Source organism: Franconibacter sp. IITDAS19, from assembly GCF_023079515.1.
GTDB classification, from domain to species: Bacteria; Pseudomonadota; Gammaproteobacteria; order Enterobacterales; family Enterobacteriaceae; genus Franconibacter; species Franconibacter pulveris.
Genome location: NZ_JALJCP010000005.1, coordinates 118,063 through 142,861, shown reverse-complemented (window position 1 = coordinate 142,861; position 24,799 = coordinate 118,063). Strand labels below are relative to the sequence as shown.

Genomic DNA, 24,799 nt, shown 5'->3' with positions numbered 1-24,799 from the left:
TGCTTACTTACCGGATTCGTAGGCCATAAGCGCAACAACCTCCAGAGGCCCGTCCTTATAGCGAATTTCACAGAATGAATTTCTCGTCAGGGACAGCGTTATTAACAGCGTGCTGCAGACGATTAATAAGTACCAGACCCGGGGGTTTTGCGGCAGCTTCATCGCTTTCTTCTCCTTGCCTTGCGGCGGGTAAGGGGCTACTCTGACGGTGTCTAGGCGTCGGAGTAGGCCTCGTTGGTTAATGAAAATTGACCTTCGGGGCTTTCTTCTTTCTGCCTCACCGCACATCCGCTTTTGTGCCGATCGCATGAGGCAAAAAGCCTCAAGCGCCAGCGCCACTATACGCCTCTGCGTTCCTTACCCAGCCAACCCCAGCCAACTTTCAGAAGATGCAGCGCGTCCTTTTCCGCAGCCTTAATCTGAAACTATCCGCGCTGTATTACCGCGCCCCGCCCTTCTTGCCCCATTGAAGTGCAGCCCTGAGTGCGACTGCCCCGTTGTTGCACAAACGCGCAGGCCGCTTCTGCTACGCGTTCTTTTAAGGCGCTGAATGCAAAGCGCATCCCTTACCTGGCACGCGGCTTGCTTTATCAAACCCGCAGGGGTGACGGGCGTTTCGCCGTCGTCGCCAGACACATTCAATGGGTCACTAGGGTTCCGGTCGCAAGACGCTGGTCCGAGAGTGGCCGACCGCCCTCTGGCGGTTACACGGCGGGACAAAAGCCCGGGAGGATAAGCGACGAAGGTGCGCCTCCTCCTGCTTTGTTCCCCGTTAACCTCAGAGGAAACGCCATGCTCAACGCCTGCCGGAAAGGAATACTGCTTATCGCCCTTGCGCTCTTTAGCGTGGGTGCCGATGCGGCAAAACCCGCCTTCAAACTTTGCTGGTCTATTTACGCAGGCTGGATGCCCTGGGATTACGCTCAACAGAGCGGCATCATCAAAAAGTGGGCCGACAAATACAACATCGACATCCAGTTCGTGCAGGTAAACGACTATATCGAGTCGGTTAATCAGTACACCGCTGGCGGTTTCGACGGCTGCACCATGACCAACATGGACGCCCTGACCCTGCCGGCCGCAGGCGGCGTCGACAGCACCGCGCTGATTATCGGCGACTACTCCAACGGCAACGACGGCATCGTGTCGAAAACCGTCCCGTCCGTCGCCGCGCTCAAAGGCCAGAACATCAATCTCGTCGAGCTTTCCGTTTCCCACTACCTGCTGGCCCGCGCGCTGGAAACGGCCGGGCTTAGCGAAAGGGACGTGAAAGTGGTGAACACGGCGGACGCTGACCTGGTGGCCGCTTTCGGCACCCCGGATGTGAAATCCATCGTGACCTGGAACCCGCTGCTGGCGCAGGCGCAAAAGCAAACGGGAGCCAAAACGCTCTTCACTTCAGCGCAGATCCCCGGCGAAATCCTCGACCTGCTGGTGGTCAACACCGCCACGCTGAAACAGCACCCGGAGCTTGGCAAAGCGCTGACCGGCGCCTGGTTTGAAACGCTGAAAACCATGCAGGGCGACAGTGAAGCCGCAAAAGCCGCCCGCAAGCAAATGGGTGAGGCGGCAGGCACCGATCTGGCGGGCTTTGACGCCCAGCTCGCCGCCACGCACCTTTTCGCCACGCCGCAAGCGGCGCTCGACTTCACCGTCAATCCGCAGCTTAAAACCACCATGCAGAAAGTGGCGGAGTTCTCCTTCGCCCACGGCCTGCTGGGCGACGCCGCGCCTTCCGCCGATGTGGTGGGCATCGCGACGCCTGCTGGCAACTGGGGCGACGCGGGCAACCTGAAATTACGCTTCAGCGACGAGTTTGTCCGGCTCGCCGCAGAAAACAAACTCTGATAACGGAGGTGGGCGATGCGCAAAGTGATTAACTTCCAGCCGCAGCCGATGAGCCGCGTACTGCTGGGGGCCCTGCCGCTGCTGGCGCTGGCGCTGTTTTATCTGATTGCCTCCGACGCGCGTCTGGCGGCCAACAGCGCCGATAAGCTGCTGCCGGGCCTGGACGCGATGCGCGCCGCCGTTGACCGCATGGCGTTTACGCCAAGCCCGCGCACCGGCGAATATCTGTTATGGACCGATACCGCCGCAAGCCTGCTGCGTCTGCTTACAGGCGCGCTGCTGAGCGCGGTCACTGCGCTGCTGTTGGGCCTCTTTTGCGGCGCGCTGCCCTCGGTACGCGCCGTGCTCTCGCCGCTGGTGACCCTGGTGGCGCTGGTTCCCCCGCTGGCTATCCTGCCGATTCTGTTTATCTGCTTCGGGCTTGGCGAGCTGTCGAAAGTGATGCTGATTATTATCGGCATCACCCCCTTTCTTATCCGCGACCTGCAGATGCAGGTAATGGCCATTCCGCATGAACAGCTGGTGAAAGCGCAAACGCTCGGCGGCCACAGCGGCCAAATTCTGGTGCGGGTGATTTTGCCGCAGCTGCTACCGCGCCTGCTGGACGCGCTGCGCCTGTCGCTCGGCGCCGCCTGGCTGTTTCTTATCGCCGCCGAAGCCATCGCCGCCACCGAGGGGCTGGGCTATCGCATCTTCCTGATGCGCCGCTACATGGCGATGGACGTCATTCTGCCGTATGTCGCCTGGATAACGCTGCTCGCCTTCCTGCTCGACTGGCTGCTGCGCATGCTCAGCCGCCGCTGTTTCCCCTGGTACTACGCCAAATAAGGAGGCCGTTATGCCACTGCTGGAACTGAAAAACCTTGAAAAGCATTACGGCAATCAGGTGGTGCTGGAGCGGCTGAACGTGCAGGTGGAAGAGGGCGAATTTGTCTCTATCGTCGGCGCGTCCGGCTGCGGCAAAACCACCTTTCTCAAGATGCTGCTCGGCACCGAAGCGCAGAGCAAAGGGCAACTGCTGCTCGACGGCGAACCGCTCGCCCAGGAGCCGGACGCCCAGCGCGGCATCGTCTTCCAGCGCTACTCCGTCTTTCCGCACCTGACCGTGCTTGGCAACGTGATGCTGGCGGATGAGTTTAGCGAAGCGCGCTGGTTCGGTCGGGTGTGGGGACGCAAGCGCCACGCCATTCGCGAACGCGCCCGCGCTATGCTCGACCAGGTTGGGCTATTGGCGGCGCAGGATAAATACCCGCACCAGCTCTCCGGCGGCATGCAGCAGCGTCTGGCGCTGGCGCAGGCGCTGGTAAAACAGCCGCGCATCCTGCTGCTGGACGAGCCTTTCGGCGCGCTCGACCCCGGCATTCGCGGCGAAATGCACCAGTTGATAAGCGATCTCTGGCAGCGCCACCGCCTGACGATTTTCATGATAACCCACGACCTGAAAGAGGGCTTTTCGCTCGGCTCACGGCTGTGGGTGTTCGATAAAGTACGCCACGACCCGCAGGCCCCTGACGCGTACGGCGCCTGCATCACCTATGACATTCCGCTGGATCGCCCGCCCGCCGGGAAAGTCAGGCCGATTAACGGCGTGGTGCGCCCCTTTCCCGGTTCTGACCCCACGCAACGCCCGCTGGCCTTAATCAGCGAAGGCTAACTCAAGGAGACGCAATGGAAACCGTTTATGAAACCCGCCTGCCCGCCGGCAGCCACTGGTCGCTGGTGATGCGCCGGGGCACGGCGCTGACGCTCACCGACGCAGAGGGCGGCGCGAACGCCGCCGTCCTCTTCTATAACCCGGAAAACCTGCTTGAGCGCTATAACGCGCCGGATACGCTGAAGTGCCAGCACACTTTCCGGCTGACGGAAGGCCACTGCCTCTACTCGGATATGGGCCGTATTTTTTGCGGCATCGAAAAGGACACGTTCGGCTGGCACGACACCGTCTGCGGCGTCAGCAATGCGTCGCTGATAGAAAAACAGTTCGGCGCGCTCAACTACCAGCAGGCGCGTAACGCGCGCCATCAGAACGGCTATGACAGTTTCCTGACTGAACTGGCGAAATATGGCCTAGGTAAGCGCGATATTGCGGCAAACATTAACTTTTTCGCGAAAGTCGCCGCCAGCGACGAAGGCGAGCTGCGGCTGATTGAGCAGGGCAAGCCTGGCGCGAGCGTTACGCTGCGCTTCGCCATGGATACGCTGGTGGTACTTCATACCTGCCCTCACCCGCTAAGCGAAGCCAGCCGCTACCCCACCGCGCCGCTGGCGATAACCCTCGACGGTAAGCGTCAGCCGCTGCCGGAAATCTGCCTCGCGCGCGCCGAGAACCAGCGCGGCCTGCGCAATAACCACCTCTACTACCTGAGCGAAGGAGTGTGACGATGCTGACCGAAAGCCCACGCCAGACCACGGATGCCCTGTACCGCGCCACCGTTAACGCCGGAGATTACTGGCTTTACCGCCTTGGCGAAGGCCAGACGCTGCGTATCACCGATCTCGAAGGCAACCAGGCGGCGGATACCCTCTTCTTTAACGCCGACGACACCGCCGAACGCTACAGCATGACCGACACCCTGCGCGGTCAGCGCAACGTCTTTCTTTCTACCGGCACGGTGCTGCGCTCAAATGAAGACCGACCGATGCTGGAGATTGTCGCGGATACCTGCGGTCGCCACGACACGCTCGGCGGCGCCTGCTCCTGTGAAAGCAATACCGTGCGCTATGACCTGGAAAAACGCCATATGCACGCCTGCCGCGACTCGTGGATGCTGGCGGTGGCGGCGCACCCGGAATTTAACCTGACGCGTCGCGACATCACCCATAACGTCAACTTCTTCATGAACGTGCCGGTTACCGGCGAAGGCGGTCTGACGTTCGCCGACGGCATCTCCGCACCGGGAAAATATGTGGAAATGGTGGCGAAAATGAACGTTCTGGTGCTTATCTCCAACTGCCCGCAGCTCAATAACCCTTGCAACGGCTACAACCCGACTCCGGTTGAAGTGGCCATCTGGTAATACCCGGCGCTGCGGGACGACCCGCAACAGAGCGCAACGTTAACGCAGGACGACCTGCCCGCCGGAGAGCCGGTTATGTTAAGCCGAATTCTTATCGCCAACCGCGGCGCCATCGCGGTGCGCATCATCCGTACCCTGAAAAAAATGGGCATTACCGCCATCGCGGTGTATGCCGACGCCGATAAACATGCCGAACATGTGCGTCTCGCCGACGCTGCTTTCCCGCTGGGAGAAGGCAACGTGCGGGAAACTTATCTCAATCAGGACAAACTGTTCGCCATCGTGCGCGAAAGCGGCGCGCAGGCGATTCACCCCGGGTATGGTTTTCTCAGCGAAAACGCCCGCTTTGTTGAACGCTGCGCCGCCGAAGGCGTGATATTCCTGGGCCCCACCACAGAGCAGATGGCGGCCTTCGGCCTTAAGCACCGCGCCCGTGAGCTGGCGGAGCAGAATAACGTGCCGCTGCTGCCCGGCAGCGGCCTGCTGCGCGATGTGGCGCAGGCCACTGCCGCCGCGCAGGAAATCGGCTATCCGGTGATGCTGAAAAGCACGGCGGGCGGCGGCGGCATCGGCATGCAGCGCTGTGACGACGAGCAGGCGCTGCTGGATGCCTTTGAGCGCGTAAAACGTCTCGCAGGCAACAATTTCGCCGACGATGGCGTCTTCTTAGAGAAATTTATCGCCCGGGCGCGACACATAGAGGTACAGGTTTTTGGCGACGGCGAAGGCAACGTCATTGCACTCGGCGAGCGCGACTGTTCCGCCCAGCGTCGCAACCAGAAAGTGATTGAAGAGACGCCCGCGCCCCGCCTTTCCGACGCCACGCGTCAGGCCTTGCAGGCGACGGCGGTGCGCCTGTGCCAGGCGGTCAACTACCGCAGCGCGGGCACGGTTGAGTACGTTTATGACGACCAGGCGCAGCAGTTCTGGTTCCTTGAAGTGAACACCCGCTTACAGGTGGAGCACGGCGTCACCGAGATGGTTTATGGCGTCGATATCGTGCGCTGGATGGTGGAGCTGGGCGCGCAGACGCTGCCGCCGCTGGAAACGCTTCGCACCACGCCGCAGGGCCACGCCATCCAGGTGCGCGTCTACGCTGAAGATCCGGCGAAAAACTTCCAGCCGGTAGCGGGAACGTTAAGCGAAGTGGCGTTCCCAACCGCGGTGGAGGGCGCGCAGCTGCGTATCGACCACTGGCTCTCCAGCGGCTGCGAGATTTCGCCTTTCTACGACCCGATGCTGGCGAAAGTGATTGTTCATGCCGCCGATCGCCCGGCGGCGCTGGCGGCGCTGCAAACAACGCTTAATGAGAGCCGTCTTTACGGCATTGAGAACAACCTTGTCTGGCTGCGTCACCTGCTGACGCTGCCGGAGGTGCGGCAAGGCGAGGTGATCACCGCCACGTTAGGCCAGGTTAGCTGGCGGCCCGCCACGCTCGACGTGCTGGGCGGCGGCACAATGACCACCATTCAGGATTTGCCGGGCCGCACCGGCTACTGGCACGTCGGCGTGCCGCCTTCCGGCCCCTTCGACAGCCTGGCGTTTCGCCTGGGCAACGCGCTGCTCGGCAACGCGCCGGATGCCGCCGGTCTTGAAATCACCCTGCGCGGACCGACGCTGCGCTTCAACCAGGCGTGTTCGGTCGTGTTAACCGGCGCGCCCATTGAAGCGATGCGTGAGAAAACGCCGTTGCCGATGGGCCAGGTCGTAGACATCGCCGCAGGCGAGACGCTGAAGCTCGGCGCGATTAGCGGCGCGGGCTGTCGCAGCTACCTGCTGTTGGCCGGCGGGCTGGATTGCCCACGTTATCTGGGCAGCCGCAGCACGTTCACTCTCGGTAAATTTGGCGGTCACGTTGGGCGCGCGCTGCGCACCGGCGATATGCTGCACCTTGGGGCGCCGGCACTGCGTCCGCAGGCCTCGCTGCCTGCGACGGCTTACCCGGCGATAACGAACCACTGGCAGCTGCGGGTAATTTACGGCCCGCACGGCGCGCCCGCCTTTTTTACCGAAGAGGATATTGAAGCCTTTTTCGCCGCGCGCTGGCAGGTGCACTACAACTCCAGCCGCACCGGCATTCGCCTGATTGGCCCGAAACCGCAGTGGGCGCGCCCCGATGGCGGCGAGGCGGGCATGCACCCTTCCAATATTCACGATAACGCCTACGCCTTCGGCACCGTCGATTTCACCGGCGACATGCCCGTGATTCTCGGCCCGGACGGCCCTTCGCTGGGCGGTTTTGTCTGTCCGGCGACGGTGATTCAAAAAGATCTCTGGAAGCTCGGCCAGCTGAAAGCGGGCGATACGCTGACGTTTGTGCCGGTCACGCTTGAAGAAGCCGACAGCACCGATGAAATCGCCCCGGCTGTCGCCGTTGCCTCACTTCCCTCGCCCATTCTCTGGCAAGACGCGGCGCGTGACGGCATGCCCGCCATGACCGTGCGCGCAGCGGGCGATAACTTCCTGCTGGTGGAATATGGCGAGCTGACGCTGGATATCGCGCTGCGTTTTCGCGTACATGCGCTGATGCAACGGCTTGAAAGCGAACCACAGCCGGGCCGTCTGGAGATGACGCCCGGGATCCGCTCGCTACAAATTCATTTCGACCCGACGATCTGTCCGCGTTCGATCCTGTTAAACGCGGTGATCGAGGCGGATCTGTCGCTTGGCGATTTGCATGACGCTCGCGTCCCTTCGCGCACCGTCTGGCTGCCGCTCTCCTGGGATGACGAGGCCTGCCGCGAAGCCATTACCCGTTATACCCAGTCGGTGCGCCCGGGCGCGCCATGGTGCCCGAGCAACATCGAATTTATCCGCCGTATTAACGGCCTGGAGAGCGTTGAGCAGGTGAAAGCGATCGTGTTTGAGGCTTCATACCTGGTAATGGGACTGGGGGATGTTTATCTCGGCGCGCCAGTGGCGACGCCGCTCGACCCGCGCCACCGGCTGGTCACCACCAAGTACAACCCGGCGCGCACCTGGACTGCGGAAAACTCGGTGGGCATCGGCGGCGCTTATCTGTGCGTATATGGCATGGAAGGGCCTGGCGGCTACCAGTTTATCGGCCGCACGATGCAGATGTGGAACCGCGACCGCCAGACCGCAGCCTTCACCCAGCCGTGGCTGCTGCGCTTCTTTGACCAGATCCGCTTCTACCCGGTCAGCCATGAGGAGCTGCTCGACATTCGCGAGCGCTTCCCATGGGGCGATTACCCGTTGCGCGTTGAAGAGGGCGAGTTCAGCCTGAGCGCTTATCAGCAAATGTTGCAGGACGAGGCGCAGACCATCGACGCCTTCCAGCAGCGCCGCCAGCAGGCGTTTGATGAGGAGCTGGCGCGCTGGCGCGCTGAGGGGCAGTTCACTTTCGACAGTACGCTGGACGAGCAGCCGCTCGGCGATGAGGCTATCCCGGAAAGCTGTCATGGCGTGGAGAGCCAGGTGGCGGGCAGCGTCTGGCAGTGGCTGGTGCAGCCGGGCGAGCAGGTGCGCGAGGGGCAGATTATCGGCATCCTGGAATCGATGAAGATGGAAATCCCGGTCACCGCGCCGGTGGACGGCACGGTGCATGCGCTCCAGCGTCAGCAGGGGCATCAGGTTCAGGCCGGTCAGTTGCTGATGCTGATAGAGCGCGCCGCCTGACGCGCTTTTACGCCGGGCAGGGAGGCCTGGCGTAAAATGTTAATAGTTCGTTAAGTCCATCACAAATCCGCCTTCCGGTTTTACCGCCTCGCTTCTGCTTTAATCTTTTATTTATCAATATAATGGCCGCTTAATATCGTCACTCAGGCGCCGGATCGTACGATTATCGCACGCTTACGCGGCGCGCATGATTGCCGGAACGCCAGCGCAATGGTTTGATTAAATGAACGATTAACGAATGACTGTTCGATAATCGAACATAACAGGTCAACTCCGGCGGCGCCCGACACCCTTACCTCTGTTGCCTGCGCCCGCCCCAGCAGGACGTGCCCTATGACAAACAAAACGACTACTGATATTCAGACGTTTATCAACGAGCATCCTTTTTCCCGTTACCAGTGGATGATCCTCGTACTCTGCTTTATTACCGTGGCGCTGGATGGTTTCGACACCGCCATTATCGGCTTTATCGCCTCCGACCTTGTGCAGGAGTGGGGCGTGGAGAAATCGGCGCTCGGCCCGGTGATGAGCGCAGCCCTGGTCGGGCTCGCTTTCGGCGCGCTTACCGCCGGGCCGATGGCGGACCGCATCGGACGCAAGAAGGTGCTGGTGCTCTCCATTCTGGTGTTCGGCGGCTTTAGCCTGCTCACCGCCTTCGCCAGTTCGCTTAACCAGCTGGCGCTGCTGCGCTTTTTAACCGGCCTGGGGCTTGGCGCGGCGATGCCGAACGCTGCCACGCTGATGTCGGAATATGCGCCGGAGCGCAAACGCGCGCTGCTGGTTAACCTGATGTTTGTCGGCTTCCCGATAGGCTCATCGATGGGCGGTTTTATCTCCGCCTGGCTTATCCCCCATTACGGCTGGCAGAGCGTGCTGGTGCTGGGCGGCGTGATGCCGCTGATGCTCGCCGTGGTGCTGATTTTCCTGCTGCCGGAATCGGCGCGCTATCTGGTGGTGCATAACAAACCGCAGCCGCACATCGCCGCCATTCTCCGGCGCATCGCGCCCTTGCCGGAACAGAGCCATTTCGTGCTGCATGAACCCGGCCAGGTGCAGGAGAAATCGGCGCTCGGGGTTATCTTCTCGCCGCGCTATCTGGTCGGCACGCTGATGCTCTGCCTCACCTACTTTATGGGCCTGCTGATTTTCTATCTGCTGACCTCCTGGCTGCCGCTGCTTATTCGTGAAACCGGCGCGAGCTTAAGCCAGGCGTCTATCATTACCGCTCTCTTCCCGCTTGGCGGCGGGATTGGCGTGCTGATTATCGGCGCGCTGATGGACAAGCTGAACCCGAACAAAGTGGTGGCGGTGGGTTACCTGCTGACCGGGCTTTTCGTCTGCCTGGTGGGCTTCTCGACGAGCAGCCTGGCGCTGATGGGCGTCATGGTGTTTATCGCCGGCACCATCATGAACGGCGCGCAGTCTTCCATGCCGGCGCTGGCGGCGGGCTTTTACCCGACTCAGGGACGGGCGACGGGCGTGGCCTGGATGCTTGGCCTGGGCCGCTTCGGCGGCATCCTGGGCGCTTTCAGCGGCGCATTTTTAATGCAGGCCGAACTCGCTTTCCGCACTATCTTTATGCTGCTGGCAATCCCGGCGGCGCTTTCCGCGCTGGCGCTGATGGTGAAATATTACGCCAGCCTGCGGCGCCCGAAAGAAGAGCGGGTAGCTGACAATCGGCTCGATAAAGCGGCGCAAAAGGCGTAACGCTACGCGGCGGGCGGTTATTCGCCGCCCGCATAACGATTTACAAATTTATACTTAGCTCAACGGGTTAACTGATTATTCAGGCAGTTAACATCATCTAAAATGCTTATTGAAGCACTCAGTAAGCATAAAAAAGCATCAATTGCAAAATTAATTAACAGGCGCAGGCGCATTTTATATTTTCCGAACTATCCTTAAGAAGCTTCTTAGAAGTTCACGATCCCGCTGTGTGATGTACGAGGAGTTCTCAATGGAATATAAAGAGCCTATGGCTGAGCTGCTCAGCAGCCTTGAGCAGATTGTATTTAAGGACGTACCACCAAAAGTTACCCCGGCGCAGAAACCTAATGCCTTCTCAGAATTTGAAAAACTGCGTAAGAGCATGGGACTGAAAACGGCTGAACTTGCCCGTGTAATGGGCGTCAGCGTCGCCATGGTGCAGGAATGGGAATCAAAACGCGTAAAACCTTCCAGTACTGAACTTAAGCTGATGCGCCTGATTCAGGCCAACCCGAAGCTAAGTCAGCAGCTGATGGAATAATCCGGTCTGTTTGATTTGAACGTTTTAAAAAAAGTAAAAAAATAAACCCCGCCATCTGAAGCGGGGTTTTCTGTTTTTAGTAGCCGATATTAAGCACTTCCGGCACAGGATAGCGCTGCGTTTTTTCATCAAAAGGCAGCAACCAGCTTTTATTCATCGCTTCGCCTGCAAGTTTGCCTTTTGCCGTAAGCTTCATGTCCGGCAAACGTTGTCCGGCATGCATTTCGCCAAATCCCACCTTCACCTTCAGTTCATCCTGCTTGCAGCCCGCTTTTTCCGTGACATCGCAGAAGCCCAGGTTATCGGAGTACACCGTTACGGTCGCCACGTTGGCGATTCGCTCGCCAAGCCGAACGTAGTAACGCTCAAAATCCTGGGTGAAGCCCTGAAGCGAATAGCCGGTTTTCGTCACAACGCCCCACTGGTCGCCCATTCGCACCGCCTGCACGTCGCCAGACTGGCCGTAACGCCCGGCTCCCTGCTCGCCCGCCAGGCTTATCGCTTTATCCCCGGTCAGATACCAGATATCGAAATAGCCGCTGTCGGCGCCAGCGCTGTTAGCGTTATCGCCTTCGCCGCACATCACGAGGATTCGCTGCTGCGCGCTGATGGGCTTATCAAGACAGCGGCGATACACAAAACCCGGCGTATCGGCTTTGCGCCACTCCCCAACAGAGAGAGGCTGGTAGTGCTTGTTGATAAAGCGCGTTGTATCGTCCGCCGCGTACAGTGGCGCGCTGATGATCCCTGCCAGCGCCAGTGTTAAGGCTAATTTCATGTTATCCCTCACATAAAAAACCCGCCTTGCGGCGGGTTTCATCAGGCTTATTGCAGCAGCGAGATATCCGCCACCTGCAAGAATAGCTCGCGCAGTTTTGCAAGCAGCGTCAGGCGGTTGATGCGCACCTCGTGCTCTTGCGCGTTCACCATCACTTTGTCGAAGAACTCATCCACCGGCTCGCGCAGGGCGGCAAGCTCAATCAGCGCATCCTGGTAACGCCCTTCGGCGAAATAGGGTTGCAGCTTATCGCGCAGCACAACAAGGTTACCCGCAAGCTTAATCTCCGCCGGCTCTTTGAGCACTGAAGCGTGAACCGTCTCGTTCAGCGGTTCGGTCGACTTCGCAAGGATGTTGGACACACGCTTGTTGGCGGCGGCCAGCGCAGCGGCCTCTTCCAGCGTGCGGAAGTGCGATACCGCCTTCATGCGAGCGTCGAAATCCGCCGGTTTGGTCGGACGACGCGCCAGCACCGCCTGGATGGTATCCACGCTGTGACCTTCTTCCTGATACCAGGCGCGGAAGCGGCCCAGCATGAAGTCGATGACGTCATCCACCACGTTAGCATTGGTAAGCTTGCTGCCGTAGAGGCGCACCGCTTCTTCGGTCAGCGTTTGCAGATCGAGCGGCAGGTTTTTCTCAACGATAATACGCAGCACGCCAAGCGCGGCGCGGCGCAGCGCGAACGGGTCTTTATCCCCTTTCGGATGCTGGCCGATGCCGAAGATGCCCGCCAGGGTATCCATTTTGTCGGCAATCGCCAGCGCGCAGGCGACCGGGTTAGAAGGCAGGTCATCGCCCGCAAAGCGCGGCTGGTACTGCTCGTTCAGCGCAACCGCCACATCTTCGGCTTCGCCGTCGTGACGCGCGTAGTGCATCCCCATCACGCCCTGGGTGTCGGTAAACTCGAACACCATGTTGGTCATCAGGTCGCATTTGGAGAGCAGGCCTGCGCGGGTCGCGTGGTTAACGTCTGCGCCAGTCTGCCCGGCAATCCAGCCAGCGAGCGCCTGAATGCGGTCTGTTTTATCGCGCAGGGTGCCGAGTTGCTGCTGGAACAGCACGGTTTCCAGGCGCGGCAGATGGTCTTCCAGACGCTTTTTGCGGTCGGTATTGAAGAAGAACTCCGCATCCGCCAGACGCGGGCGCACCACTTTTTCGTTACCGGAGATAATCTGCTGCGGATCTTTAGACTCAATGTTCGCCACAAAGATGAAGTGCGGCAGCAGCTTGCCGTCGTTGCCGTAAACCGGGAAGTATTTCTGGTCGCCTTTCATGGTGTAGACCAGCGCCTCGGCAGGCACCGCGAGGAATTTCTCTTCGAATTTCGCCGTCAGCACCACCGGCCATTCCACCAGCGAGGCGACTTCTTCCAGCAGGCTGTCGCTTAAGTCGGCGTTGCCGCCAATCTGACGGGCCGCCGCTTCGGCGTCTGCTTTGATCTTCGCTTTACGCGCTTCGTAATCCGCGATCACTTTGCCGCGCTCCAGCAGGATTTCCGGATACTGATCGGCGTTCTCCAACGTGAATTCCGGCTCGCCCATAAAGCGGTGGCCGCGGATCACGCGGTCAGAATCGATGCCGAGCACGGTGGCGGGCACGACCTCGTCGCCCAGCAGCAGGGTGACGGTATGCACCGGACGCACGAACTGGACGTCGGAATCGCCCCAGCGCATCAGTTTGGGAATCGGCAGCTTAGCAAGCGCGGTGCTGACCATATTCGGCAACAGCGCCTGCACGCTTTCACCCTTCACATGGGCGCGATAAAGCAGCCATTCGCCTTTGTCGGTGGTCAGGCGTTCCGCCTGGTCGACGGTAATGCCGCAGCCTCGCGCCCAGCCTTCCGCCGCTTTGCTCGGCTTGCCTTCAGCGTCAAACGCCGCCGACACGGCCGGGCCGCGCTTTTCCACTTCGCGGTCGGGCTGAGAAGCGGCGAGGCTCGCCACTTTCACCGCCAGGCGGCGCGGCGCCGCGTACCATTTCACCTCGCCATGGGCGAGGCCCGCAGCGTCCAGTTCAGCCGTGAAGTTCGCAGCAAAAGATTCCGCAAGGCTGCGCAGGGCTTTTGGCGGCAGCTCTTCAGTGCCAATCTCCACCAGAAAAGTTTTTTCAGACATGGCAGCCTCTTATTTATTCCTGTTGCACATCGGGAAGCCCAGCGCTTCACGGGAAGCGTAGTAGGCCTCAGCCACAGCTTTGGTCAGCGTACGGATACGCAGAATGTAGCGCTGGCGCTCGGTTACCGAGATGGCTTTGCGGGCATCCAGCAGGTTGAAGCTGTGCGCGGCTTTCAGGATACGTTCGTAGGCTGGCAGCGGCAGCGGCGTTTCCAGCGCCAGCAGCTGCTGCGCTTCTTTCTCGTACTGCTCAAAGCAGGTGAATAGGAAATCCACATCCGCGTATTCAAAGTTGTAGGTGGACTGCTCTACTTCGTTCTGATGGAACACGTCGCCGTAGGTAGTTTTACCCAGCGGGCCGTCGCTCCACACCAGATCGTAAACGCTGTCGACACCCTGGATATACATTGCCAGACGCTCAAGACCGTAAGTGATCTCACCCGTAACCGGCTTGCACTCCAGACCGCCTACCTGCTGGAAATAGGTGAACTGAGTGACTTCCATACCATTGAGCCACACTTCCCAGCCGAGACCCCAGGCACCCAGCGTCGGGTTTTCCCAGTTGTCTTCAACGAAGCGGATATCGTGAATGGTCGGGTCCATGCCCAGCTCTTTCAGCGAGCCCAGATAAAGCTCCTGAATGTTGTCCGGCGACGGCTTGATGATCACCTGGAACTGGTAGTAGTGCTGTAAGCGGTTCGGGTTTTCGCCGTAACGGCCGTCGGTGGGACGGCGGGAAGGCTGTACATAAGCCGCCGCGATAGGCTCAGGTCCGAGCGCCCGCAGGCAGGTCATGGGGTGAGACGTTCCGGCGCCGACTTCCATGTCCAAAGGTTGAACGATGGTGCAGCCCTGGCGAGCCCAGTAATCCTGAAGCGTCAGAATCAGGCCCTGAAAGGTCCTGGTATCAAACTTTTGCATATAATTTCGCACGCGATACGAGTGGTTTTATAGGGAAGCGGTCAGTATACCCATTGACCGCAAGATATACAGCCCGGATCCGCGTACAAAACCCGGCTGTTGAAGGAAGAGTGAGGTGCTAGCGCATGGAAAGGTGTAAAAAGCGACCGTCAGCGTCAAAAGAGCAGGTAAATCCCTCTTCGCGAGCGGTGTAGCCGCGTAATTCATAGCTTCCCTGAAAAGTATCGAACCCGACGACGTTAACCTGCTGCGGCCCGGTGTTGTAACGGTGCGCGGCTTCCCCTTTGCACAGTTGCTCCATATCCAGCGAACGCGCCGCGGTTAAATGCGTCTTTTGCGCGTTCTGGGCATGCTGCGGCTCTGATTGCTGCATCATGCAGCCTGTCGTCAGAACGGAGGTCGCCAGCACCATACAGAGAAACCGCTTCGCCATTACTTGTTATCTCCATGTTAAAGTATCGACCTTTCCGCGTTTATGCCGTGGTCCGTCACAGAAAGGGGCCGCATTGTGCGAAACCCCGCAACCGCAGGCAACCGGCCAGCGCTAAACTCAGATTGTTCCGGGCGGATGACGCCACCAGAGAATAAAGATGGTACAGAGGATGGCATGCAGCAAAAAATTAACTGGATAGATAACCTGCGCGGCATCGCCTGCCTGATGGTAGTGATGATTCACACCACCACCTGGTACATCACCAATTCAGGCCAGGTCAGCGCCTGGAGCTGGGATTTAGCGAACGTGCTGAACTCCGCTTCGCGCGTCAGCGTGCCGCTCTTTTTTATGATTTCCGGCTATCTTTTTTTCGGCGAGCGCAGCGCCGGACAGCGCCACTTTCTGCGCATCGCGCTCTGTCTGCTGTTCTATAGCACGGTCGCGTTTATCTATATTTCGCTCTTAACGCCCATCAGCCCACGGCTTTCGCTTATCTATCTGTTTCAAAAGCCGGTTTTTTATCACCTGTGGTTTTTCTTCGCGATTGCAGTCATCTACCTGCTTTCACCGCTTATCTGCGTAAAAAGGGTCAACGCCACAACGATTCTGGGACAGATGGTGTTGCTGGGGGTCATCGCCAATCCGAATACCGTGCCGCAGGTCATCCACGATGTGAAATGGCTGCCGATAAACCTGTATATTCGCGGCGATACCTTTTACTACGTGCTTTATGGCCTGCTTGGCCGGGCTATCGGCATGCTGGAGACGAAAAACGGCGTGGTCAGCGCGGTGGCGGCGTTTTTATTCGTATTATGCGTGGTGATGATTTCAACCGGCACCCATACGCAACTGGAAATCCAGGGCAATTTCTCAGATATCTTTTACATCTACTGCGGCCCGCTGGTGTTTATCGCCGCTATCAGCCTGCTGGTGCTGGTGAAAAATACGCTTGATGGACGCCCGCTGCCTGTACTCGGCTTTATTTCCCGCCATTCGCTCGGCATTTACGGCTTTCATGCGCTGTTTATTCATTTTCTGCGCACGCATGATATTGAATTCACCGCCTGGCCGGTGCTGGATCTCGCGTGGATATTCGGCGCGACGCTGGCCGGCTCACTGCTGCTTTCCGTGCTGTTGCAGCGCATCGATACCCGACGGCTGGTTAGCTAGCGCGACCGCGGGCGCGATGAAACTGGCGCGGCGAAGAGAACCCGGCCGCCAGCGCCGCCTGCTCGGTCCTTTGCCCTTGCAACAGGCACTGTTCCGCCACGGCAAGGCGCAGGTGCTCCAGATAATCCCGCACGCTAATGCCGAGGTGCTGCTGAAAAAGCCGCGAAAGATGGCGCGGGCTGACATGTACTTTTTCCGCTAATACGGGCAGGCTCCAGGCTCGCTGCGGCGCGGCCGCCAGCAGATCCTGAGCGCGATGAATGGCCGGATGAAGATGGTTGCGATAGCGCAGCCAGGGCGAAAGCTGCGGGTCGTCGCCGGAGCGGCGCAGCCAGACCACCATCTCTCGCGCCACCTCCAGCGCCGTCTGCGGCCCGCAGATCCGGTTAATCAGGTGCAGCGAAAGGTCAATGCCGGAAGTAATGCCGGCGCTGGTCCAGATCCCTCGGTCCTCGACAAAAATGCGGTTCTCCCGCACCAGCGCGCCCGGCGCGGCAGCCTTGAGCCGCTCCAGCACGTCGTGGTGCGTGGTGCAGGCGACGCCGTGCATCAGCCCGGCGCGGGCGGCCAGCAACGCGCCCGAGCAGATGCAGACCAGCGTAAGCTGCTGGCTGTGGATCTGCGGCTGCTGGCGCGTCAGCCAGCGGCGTACCGTTTCCGCCTGCGGCGTGGCGAACCAGCGGGCTGAATCTTCCGCGCCCGGCACCACCAGCAGGCTGCCTGCGGGCAGGTGCTCCGGCAGCGGCGCAACGCCGCTTATTTTCAGCCCGATCGAGGTTTCCACCTCTTCGTCCGGCCCAATATAGTGCAGACGAAAGCGCCCGCCCGCCAGCCGCAGCGTCTCCGCCGGGCCGGTCATATCCAGCGCGAGTACGCCCGGTAACACCACAAACCAGACATCTGTCATCATGCAAGCTGCTCCAGCGTTTGCGCTACGGTGAGAATGGAAGCGAAGCGGCCCTGCAGCACCGTTTCGGTACGATGGCGCAGGGTTTGCGCGTCCAGCGTGACGCCCTGCCACGTCATTGGGAAAGTCAGCGTGGCTTCGCTAACAAACGTTACCTTATAGCCAAGGTCGGAAGCTACTCGCGCAGTGGTTTCGCAGCACTGTTCGGTACGGATGCCAGCAATTATCAGATGATTAATATCGCGCCCGCGCAACCAGCGATCCAGCCCGGTGTCGGTAAAAGCGTTATGCACATGCTTATGAAAAGCGACCGCCGGACGATGGGTTAAAAAGGGCATCGGCGTAACAAAGCCGGACTCCAGCGTAAAGACATCGTCACCGTCGACGTGAAAAATATCCACTACCGGCACCTGAAGCGCTTCGCAGCCGCGAATAAGCTCGTTTAGCGCCTGCTGAAAGGCCGGAAACTCCGTTTCCTGCCAGTAATGGCGGTGAAAGAAGGAACACTGGGTATCGATATTAAGCAATGCGCTACGTGTCATTTTCGGACTCCGGTAAAGGGGATTCGTAGCCATTGTGCGCGAGGTTCGCCGCCGGGAGCAGACCAGAAAAGGACAGAAACAGGCTGGTTCAGGACAACGAAAAAGCGCGCCTTCTGGCGCGCTTATACGACAAAAAAGGGGATTTTTAATCTCTCGCCTTCCGCGATACGCTTTCAGCCTCTTCGCTATGACATCAGCGGCAGCAGTTGCTGATAGATCTGGCGGAAAGTTTCCCGTCGCCCGGCATAGCGCTGATAGCGCTCGTTATCGGGCTGGTGTTGCTGCTCCAGCGGCAGCTGCGGCAGAAGCTGGTGCAGGGATTGTCCGGGCGAAAGGGCGATTTGCGCCAGCCGCGCCGCGCCAAGGGCTGGCCCCACGTCGCCGCCGGTGCGGTAATCCAACGTTTTGCCGCTGATATCCGCCAGCATTTGCCGCCAGTAACCGCTGCGCGCGCCGCCGCCGATAAGCGTTACGCTTTGCGGCTCGATGCCGCAGGCATGCACTGCGTCCATGCCATCCGCCAGCGCATAACCTACTCCTTCGAGCACGGCGCGCGCCAGTTCCGCCGGGCCGTGCTGATGCGTCAAACCGAAAAAGACCCCTTTCGCCTGTGGGTTGTTGTGCGGCGTGCGCTCACCGGAAAGGTAGGGTAAAAACCAGATAACACCTACATCGCCGCGCGCGTTTTGCGCCGCTTCAAGCAGCGCCGGCACGCTGTGAAAACCGGTTAGTTTCGCAGCCCAGTCGAGGCAGGAAGCGGCGCTTAACATGACCGACATCAGATGCCAGCGGTTGGGCAACGCGTGGCAGAAACTGTGCACCGCGCTTTCCGGCTTTGCGCGAAAGCCGTCGCTTACCGCGAAATAGACGCCGGAGGTGCCGAGCGACAGCATCGCCTGGCCGGAATCCACCATGCCAACGCCGACGGCGCCCGCCGCGTTGTCGCCACCGCCCGCCACCACAGGCACGGCTGGCATGCCCCACGCCTCAGCCACATCCGCCTTCAGCACGCCGGTAATTTCGCTGCCTTCAAACAGCGCGGGCATGTTGTCGCGCGTGAGCCGGCACGCCTCCAGCATGACGTCGCTCCAGTCGCGCTTCGCCACATCAAGCCACATCGTGCCCGCCGCATCGGACATATCGCTGGCGAAGTCGCCCGTCATGCGCAGGCGAAGATAATCTTTTGGCAGCAAGACCTTGTCTACCTGAGCGAAAATTTCCGGCTCATGACGCTCCACCCACAGCAGCTTCGGCGCGGTAAAGCCTGGCATCATCAGGTTGCCGGTGATCGCGCGGGAGGTTTCAATGTTCGCTTCCAGCAGCGCGCACTCTTCGCCGCTGCGGCCGTCATTCCATAAAATCGCCGGGCGCAACACGCGCTGTTGCTTATCCAGCAGCGTGGCGCCGTGCATCTGCCCGGTCAGACCGAGCGCCTTGACGCCGCGCAGGCTCTGCTTAGCGCCCAGCGCTTTCATGGCGTCGTCCGTTGCCTGCCACCACGCCTGTGGATCTTGCTCAGACCAGAGCGGTTGCGGTCGCGACACGCTTAACGGTGCCGTATGCGAGGCCAACAGCGTTCCTTGCTCGTCCAGCAGTATCGCTTTAACCCCCGATGTTCCGAGATCGATTCCGACATACATAGCGGCGACTCCTTAAAAAAGCGCCGCCTTGTGGCGGCGCTGGCTTTTATTTATCAAACAGATAGTGATTAACCAGGTTTTCCAGCAGCTCCTGGTGGCCACTCTGATGACGCGGCGCGAAATTATGCTGTTCAGCGTACTTCGCCAGCTCCGCGAGCGTCAGCTGCCCTTTCAAAATTTGCTGGCCCAGCTCACCATTCCAGCCCGCGTAGCGTTTAGCGACGCGCTTATCCAGCTCGCCCTCTTCCAGCATCCGCGCCGCAATCTTCAGCGAAAGCGCCATAGTGTCCATCGCGCCGATATGGCCATAAAAGAGATCGTATTTGTCGGTGCTCTGGCGGCGCACTTTGGCGTCGAAGTTCAACCCGCCGGTTGTAAAGCCGCCCGCTTTAAGGATTTCATACATCACCAGCGCGTTTTCCTCCACGCTGTTGGGGAACTGATCGGTATCCCAGCCAAGCTGCGGGTCGCCGCGGTTGGCGTCTACCGAACCGAAGATGCCGAGCGCGATAGCCGTGGCGATTTCATGATGGAAGGCGTGACCCGCGAGCGTGGCGTGGTTCGCCTCGATATTAACCTTAATCTCTTTTTCAAGGCCAAACTGCTTGAGGAAGCCGTAAACCGTCGCGACGTCATAATCATACTGGTGCTTGGTCGGTTCCTGCGGTTTCGGCTCTATTAACAGCGTGCCGCGAAAGCCGATTTTGTGTTTATGCTCGACCACCATCTGCATGAAGCGGCCAATCTGCTCGCGCTCCTGACGCAGGTCGGTGTTGAGCAGCGTTTCATACCCTTCGCGCCCGCCCCACAGCACATAGTTTTCCCCACCCAGTTGATGCGTGGCGTTCATCGCCGTTACAACCTGCGTTGCCGCCCAGGAGAAGACTTCCGGATCCGGGTTGGTGGCGGCCCCGGCGCCGTAGCGCGGGTTCGTAAAGCAGTTCGCCGTGCCCCACAGGAGCTTCACGCCGCTTTGCTGCTGCTTTTCCGCCAGCACGTCGACCATCTGCGCAAAATTGTTCAGGTATTCTTTCAGCGATGCGCCTTCCGGCGAGACGTCCACATCATGGAAGCAGTAATAGGGCACGTTCAGCTTGTGAAAGAATTCAAACGCCACGTCCGCTTTGCGTTTCGCAAGCGCCAGCGCGTCGCCCGGCTGTTGCCACGGGCGGTCGAAGGCGCCCACGCCGAACATATCCGAGCCATTCCAGCAGAAGGTGTGCCAGTAACAGGCCGCGAAGCGCAGGTGCTCCTCCATGCGCTTGCCCATCACCTTCTCGTCAGGATTGTAATGGCGAAACGCCAGCGGGTTGGTGGTCGTCGGACCTTCGTAACGCACGCGCTCAAGTTGGTCGAAATAATTTTGCATAATTGACTCCGTAATCAGGGACCGTTCCAGCGAGGATGGCTTTATCCTGGAATTACCTTTCGTTCTGCTCAATTACGTTATTTCACACTGCGATTAAGAGAATACGCAAATGTGCGGCGGCTCTCAAAATAGCGTGCAAAATGAAATAAACATCTTCGAGGCTTATTCCACTTTTTTGAAATTGCGCTATGCATTGAAAAATGAAATTCGATCGCCGTCATAAAAGCAAAAATAAACAAAAAATCATAATCAGAAGATAAAAATCTGTAATTGATAACAGGCGAGTCTGCGCTAAAAATTGCCAGCGTCTGAAAGTATCTCTTTGCCTTTAGCTTTAATGGTTGTACGACCTTTCTCACCCCTACTACAGGTATTAACGCTATGAAAATGAAAACCCTACTCGTTACCCTGTGCGCCTCGCTGATGCTTTCGAGCTTCAGCGGCATCGCTAAAGAAGTTAAAATCGGCATGGCTATTGATGACCTGCGCCTTGAGCGCTGGCAAAAGGATCGCGACATCTTCGTCAGCAAAGCGGAATCGTTAGGCGCGAAAGTTTTCGTACAGTCGGCCAACGGCAACGAAGAGACGCAAATGTCGCAAATTGAAAACATGATTAACCGCGGCGTGGATGTGCTGGTTATTATTCCCTACAACGGTCAGGTATTAAGCAACGTCGTGGCGGAAGCGAAACGCGAAGGAATTAAAGTTCTCGCTTACGACCGCATGATTAATAACGCCGATATCGATTTCTATATCTCCTTCGACAATGAAAAAGTCGGTGAATTACAAGCTAAAAGCCTGGTCGACAAAGTGCCTCAGGGAAATTATTTCTTGATGGGCGGCTCGCCAGTAGATAATAACGCGAAGTTATTCCGCGCCGGGCAAATGAAAGTATTAAAGCCTTATATCGATGAAGGCAAAATTAAAATTGTCGGCGATCAGTGGGCCGATGGCTGGCTGCCGGAAAACGCGCTGAAAATTATGGAAAACGCGCTGACGGCCAACAACAACAAAATTGACGCGGTGGTCGCCTCCAACGACGCCACGGCGGGCGGCGCTATTCAGGCGCTGAGCGCGCAGGGACTTGCGGGCAAAGTGGCTATTTCCGGGCAGGATGCGGACCTTGCGGGCGTGAAGCGTATTATCGCCGGCACGCAGACCATGACGGTTTATAAACCTATTACGCAACTTGCTAATACCGCGGCGGAAATAGCGGTAGAGCTTGGCAACGATCAAAAACCGAAATCGGACGCCACGCTCAATAATGGTCTGAAAGAGGTGCCGGCGCGCCTGTTAACGCCTATCGAAGTGGATAAAAGCAATATCGAAACCACCGTCATCAAAGATGGTTTTCATAAGAAAAGCGAGCTTTAACCTGGCGGCGCTCATGGTTCGCCATGGGCGCTTTGCTGCTGTCTGAACGTCGGGCGAGGGTGCTATGCCTTACTTACTCGAAATGAAAAACATCACTAAAGCATTCGGCGCGGTGAAAGCGGTGGATAACGTCACGCTCTCGCTGAATCCGGGTGAGGTGCTTTCGCTGTGCGGCGAAAACGGCTCTGGTAAATCAACGTTGATGAAAGTGCTCTGCGGCATCTACCCGCACGGCAGCTACGAGGGCGAAATTTGGTTCGCCGGAGAAAAACTGGAGGCGAACCACATTCGCGATACCGAGCGTAAAGGCATCGCGATAATTCATCAGGAGCTGGCTCTTGTGAAGCACCTGACGGTGCTGGAAAACATTTTTCTTGGCGCCGAGATAACACACCGCGGCGTACTGGATTACGACACCATGACGCTACGCTGCCAGAAGCTGCTCGCCCAGGTCAGCCTCGCTATCTCACCCGATACCCGGGTCGGCGATTTAGGTCTCGGCCAACAGCAGCTGGTTGAAATCGCCAAGGCGCTGAATAAGCAAGTGCGGTTGTTGATTCTGGATGAGCCCACCGCGTCGCTCACCGAACAGGAAACCGCCGTGCTGCTGGAGATTATCCGCGATCTGCAAAACCACGGCATCGCCTGTATTTATATCTCCCACAAGCTGAACGAGGTAAAGGCGATCTCCGACACCATCTGCGTTATCCGCGACGGGCAGCACATCGGTACCCGGGAAGCCGAACAGATGCGCGAGGAGGATATCATCACCATGATGGTCGGCCGGGAGCTGACAGCGCTCTACCCTAACGAGCCGCACACCGCAGGCGAAGAGATTCTGCGCGTGGAAAACCTGACCGCCTGGCATCCGGTTAACCGGCACATCAAGCGGGTGAATAATGTCTCTTTTTCACTGCGCCGCGGTGAAATTCTTGGCATCGCAGGCCTGGTAGGCGCCGGACGAACAGAAGCGGTGCAGTGCCTGTTCGGCGTCTGGCCCGGCCGTCATGAAGGCAAAATCTTTATCGATGGCAAACCAGTGACGATAACCAACTGCAAACAGGCCATCGCGCACGGCATCGCCATGGTGCCGGAAGATCGCAAGAGAGACGGCATCGTGCCGGTAATGGCGGTCGGACAGAACATTACGCTGGCGGCGCTGGATAACTTTTCCGGCGCGCTGAGCGCGCTGGACGACGCGGCCGAGCAGCAGTGCATCTTACAGTCGCTACAGCGGCTGAAGGTGAAAACGGCCTCGCCCATGCTCGCTATCGGCCGCTTAAGCGGCGGCAACCAGCAAAAAGCGATTCTTGCACGCTGCCTGCTGCTTAACCCCCGGGTGCTGATTCTGGATGAACCCACCCGCGGCATCGATATCGGAGCCAAATATGAGATCTACAAACTAATTAACCAACTGGTGCAACAGGGGATCGCGGTCATCGTTATCTCCTCCGAACTGCCGGAAGTGCTGGGCCTCAGCGACCGCGTACTGGTGATGCATGAAGGCCGCCTGAAAGCCAATCTTATCAACCATAACCTGACCCAGGAGCAGGTGATGGAAGCCGCACTGAGGAGCGACAGCCATGTCGAAAAGCAACCCGTCTGAAATGAAACTGGCCGCGCCGCTGGCGACGCCGCTCGGCAATTTGCGCGCGCTGAATTTACAAGTTTTTGTCATGATTGCCGCCATCGTCGCCATCATGCTCTTTTTCACCTTTATGACCGACGGCGCTTATCTGAGCGCCCGTAACGTTTCGAACCTGCTGCGCCAGACCGCCATTACCGGCATTCTGGCGGTAGGGATGGTATTTGTGATTATCTCGGCCGAAATCGACCTCTCTGTGGGCTCGATGATGGGCCTGCTTGGCGGCGCGGCGGCGATTTTTGACGTCTGGCTGGGCTGGCCGCTGCCGCTGACGGTGGTCGCCACTCTGTTGCTGGGGCTGCTGCTTGGCGCCTGGAACGGCTGGTGGGTCGCCTACCGCAAAGTCCCTTCGTTTATCGTCACGCTCGCCGGCATGCTGGCGTTTCGCGGCGTGCTGATAGGCATCACTAACGGTACTACTGTCTCGCCCACCAGCGCAGCGATGTCGCAAATCGGGCAAAGCTACCTGCCGGATGGCGTCGGTTTCGCGGTAGGCGCGCTGGGTTTAGGCGCGTTTATTATCTGGCAGTGGCGGGGACGTATGCGTCGTCAGGCGCTGGGTCTCAGCGCACCCGCCTCAGGCGGCGTAGTGGGACGCCAGGCTATTACCGCTATCGTTGTACTGGGCGCTATCTGGCTGCTGAATGATTATCGCGGCGTGCCAACCCCGGTGCTAATCCTGGCCTTTCTGCTGCTGGGCGGCCTGTTTATGGCGACGCGTACCGCATTTGGCCGGCGCATTTACGCTATTGGCGGCAACCTGGAAGCGGCGCGCCTCTCCGGTATTAACGTGGAGCGCACCAAGCTTGCCGTCTTTGCCATCAATGGCTTAATGGTCGCTATCGCAGGGTTAATTCTCAGCTCCCGCCTGGGCGCAGGCTCGCCTTCGGCCGGGAATATTGCGGAACTGGATGCCATCGCCGCTTGCGTGATTGGCGGCACCAGCCTGGCAGGCGGTATCGGCAGCGTGGCCGGCGCGGTGATGGGTGCATTTATTATGGCTTCGTTGGATAACGGCATGAGCATGATGGATGTGCCCACCTTCTGGCAGTACATCGTTAAAGGCGCCATTCTGCTGCTCGCTGTCTGGATGGATTCGGCAACCAAGCGTCGCGCCTGAACAAACCCGGCGGCAGATCACAATGTCAGTG

General features: G+C 59.0%; 21 protein-coding genes and 1 riboswitch. Of the genes, 12 read left to right on the top strand and 9 right to left on the bottom strand.

Annotation, left to right across the window (positions count from 1 at the left end; genetic code table 11):
• Positions 1-3 precede the first annotated feature (3 nt).
• Positions 4-123, bottom strand: a complete 120-nt coding sequence (locus tag MT962_RS15090) for a Hok/Gef family protein (RefSeq protein WP_247366045.1) — start codon at positions 121-123, stop codon at positions 4-6.
• Between the two features lie 515 nt (positions 124-638).
• A riboswitch (guanidine-I (ykkC/yxkD leader) is annotated at positions 639-733 on the top strand.
• Positions 734-792: 59 nt separating this feature from the next.
• Between MT962_RS15090 and MT962_RS15080 the strand changes: the two genes are divergently transcribed.
• From MT962_RS15080 to MT962_RS15045, 8 genes are all read left to right on the top strand, one after another.
• Positions 793-1,848: a putative urea ABC transporter substrate-binding protein gene (locus tag MT962_RS15080; RefSeq protein WP_048888744.1), complete on the top strand. Its 1,056-nt coding sequence runs from the start codon at positions 793-795 to the stop codon at positions 1,846-1,848.
• Between the two features lie 15 nt (positions 1,849-1,863).
• On the top strand, positions 1,864-2,676 hold the full coding sequence (locus MT962_RS15075) for an ABC transporter permease subunit (protein WP_024557818.1): 813 nt from the start codon (positions 1,864-1,866) through the stop codon (positions 2,674-2,676).
• A 10-nt stretch (positions 2,677-2,686) separates the two neighbouring features.
• The gene (locus MT962_RS15070) at positions 2,687-3,502 is read left to right on the top strand and encodes an ABC transporter ATP-binding protein (RefSeq protein ID WP_024557817.1); all 816 of its coding nucleotides are present in this window, start codon (positions 2,687-2,689) and stop codon (positions 3,500-3,502) included.
• A gap of 14 nt (positions 3,503-3,516) precedes the next feature.
• Positions 3,517-4,227, top strand: coding sequence for an urea amidolyase associated protein UAAP1 (locus tag MT962_RS15065; protein WP_247365983.1), 711 nt, complete (start codon positions 3,517-3,519; stop codon positions 4,225-4,227).
• A 2-nt stretch (positions 4,228-4,229) separates the two neighbouring features.
• On the top strand, positions 4,230-4,865 hold the full coding sequence (locus MT962_RS15060; protein ID WP_024560009.1) for an urea amidolyase associated protein UAAP2: 636 nt from the start codon (positions 4,230-4,232) through the stop codon (positions 4,863-4,865).
• 75 nt (positions 4,866-4,940) lie between these two features.
• Positions 4,941-8,504, top strand: coding sequence for an urea carboxylase (uca, locus tag MT962_RS15055; protein WP_247365981.1), 3,564 nt, complete (start codon positions 4,941-4,943; stop codon positions 8,502-8,504).
• Positions 8,505-8,837: 333 nt separating this feature from the next.
• On the top strand, positions 8,838-10,211 hold the full coding sequence (locus MT962_RS15050) for an MFS transporter (RefSeq protein WP_024560011.1): 1,374 nt from the start codon (positions 8,838-8,840) through the stop codon (positions 10,209-10,211).
• A gap of 250 nt (positions 10,212-10,461) precedes the next feature.
• Positions 10,462-10,752, top strand: coding sequence for an HTH-type transcriptional regulator (locus MT962_RS15045; RefSeq protein ID WP_024560012.1), 291 nt, complete (start codon positions 10,462-10,464; stop codon positions 10,750-10,752).
• Between the two features lie 76 nt (positions 10,753-10,828).
• Here the strand turns inward: MT962_RS15045 and MT962_RS15040 are convergent, their stop codons facing one another.
• The 4 genes from MT962_RS15040 to MT962_RS15025 form a co-directional block, all read right to left on the bottom strand.
• Positions 10,829-11,530: a hypothetical protein gene (locus MT962_RS15040; RefSeq protein ID WP_024557811.1), complete on the bottom strand. Its 702-nt coding sequence runs from the start codon at positions 11,528-11,530 to the stop codon at positions 10,829-10,831.
• 47 nt (positions 11,531-11,577) lie between these two features.
• Complete coding sequence (gene glyS / locus MT962_RS15035; RefSeq protein WP_188724086.1) at positions 11,578-13,647, bottom strand: glycine--tRNA ligase subunit beta; 2,070 nt, start codon at positions 13,645-13,647, stop codon at positions 11,578-11,580.
• Between the two features lie 9 nt (positions 13,648-13,656).
• Positions 13,657-14,568 (bottom strand): glycine--tRNA ligase subunit alpha, encoded by a 912-nt coding sequence (glyQ, locus tag MT962_RS15030; protein ID WP_024554918.1) that lies wholly within the window; start codon positions 14,566-14,568, stop codon positions 13,657-13,659.
• A 118-nt stretch (positions 14,569-14,686) separates the two neighbouring features.
• A complete protein-coding gene (locus MT962_RS15025; RefSeq protein WP_229701863.1) occupies positions 14,687-14,941 on the bottom strand; it encodes a YsaB family lipoprotein in 255 nt (84 codons plus the stop codon).
• A gap of 234 nt (positions 14,942-15,175) precedes the next feature.
• Between MT962_RS15025 and MT962_RS15020 the strand changes: the two genes are divergently transcribed.
• Complete coding sequence (locus MT962_RS15020; RefSeq protein ID WP_247365979.1) at positions 15,176-16,171, top strand: acyltransferase; 996 nt, start codon at positions 15,176-15,178, stop codon at positions 16,169-16,171.
• Here the strand turns inward: MT962_RS15020 and MT962_RS15015 are convergent.
• From MT962_RS15015 to xylA, 4 genes are all read right to left on the bottom strand, one after another.
• A complete protein-coding gene (locus MT962_RS15015) occupies positions 16,164-17,081 on the bottom strand; it encodes a helix-turn-helix domain-containing protein (RefSeq protein WP_024557807.1) in 918 nt (305 codons plus the stop codon). The two genes, MT962_RS15020 and MT962_RS15015, sit on opposite strands and share 8 nt — an antisense overlap.
• Entirely contained in the window at positions 17,078-17,620 is a 543-nt protein-coding gene (locus MT962_RS15010) for an isochorismatase family protein (RefSeq protein ID WP_024557806.1), read from the bottom strand. Before MT962_RS15010 ends, MT962_RS15015 begins: the two co-directional genes overlap by 4 nt.
• A gap of 185 nt (positions 17,621-17,805) precedes the next feature.
• Positions 17,806-19,260, bottom strand: a complete 1,455-nt coding sequence (gene xylB / locus MT962_RS15005; RefSeq protein WP_024560017.1) for a xylulokinase — start codon at positions 19,258-19,260, stop codon at positions 17,806-17,808.
• A gap of 46 nt (positions 19,261-19,306) precedes the next feature.
• The gene (gene xylA / locus MT962_RS15000; protein WP_024557804.1) at positions 19,307-20,629 is read right to left on the bottom strand and encodes a xylose isomerase; all 1,323 of its coding nucleotides are present in this window, start codon (positions 20,627-20,629) and stop codon (positions 19,307-19,309) included.
• A 381-nt stretch (positions 20,630-21,010) separates the two neighbouring features.
• Here xylA and xylF point away from each other — a divergent pair, with 381 nt between their 5' ends.
• The 3 genes from xylF to xylH all read left to right on the top strand — a co-directional run bounded on the left by xylF (position 21,011) and on the right by xylH (position 24,768).
• Positions 21,011-22,003 carry a D-xylose ABC transporter substrate-binding protein gene (xylF, locus tag MT962_RS14995; protein ID WP_024557803.1) on the top strand — a complete coding sequence of 331 codons (993 nt, stop codon included), beginning with the start codon at positions 21,011-21,013 and terminating at the stop codon, positions 22,001-22,003.
• A 64-nt stretch (positions 22,004-22,067) separates the two neighbouring features.
• Positions 22,068-23,609, top strand: coding sequence for a xylose ABC transporter ATP-binding protein (locus MT962_RS14990; RefSeq protein ID WP_048888738.1), 1,542 nt, complete (start codon positions 22,068-22,070; stop codon positions 23,607-23,609).
• A complete protein-coding gene (gene xylH / locus MT962_RS14985) occupies positions 23,587-24,768 on the top strand; it encodes a xylose ABC transporter permease XylH (protein WP_247365977.1) in 1,182 nt (393 codons plus the stop codon). The genes MT962_RS14990 and xylH overlap by 23 nt, the downstream gene beginning before the upstream one ends.
• The last annotated feature ends 31 nt before the right edge of the window (positions 24,769-24,799 follow it).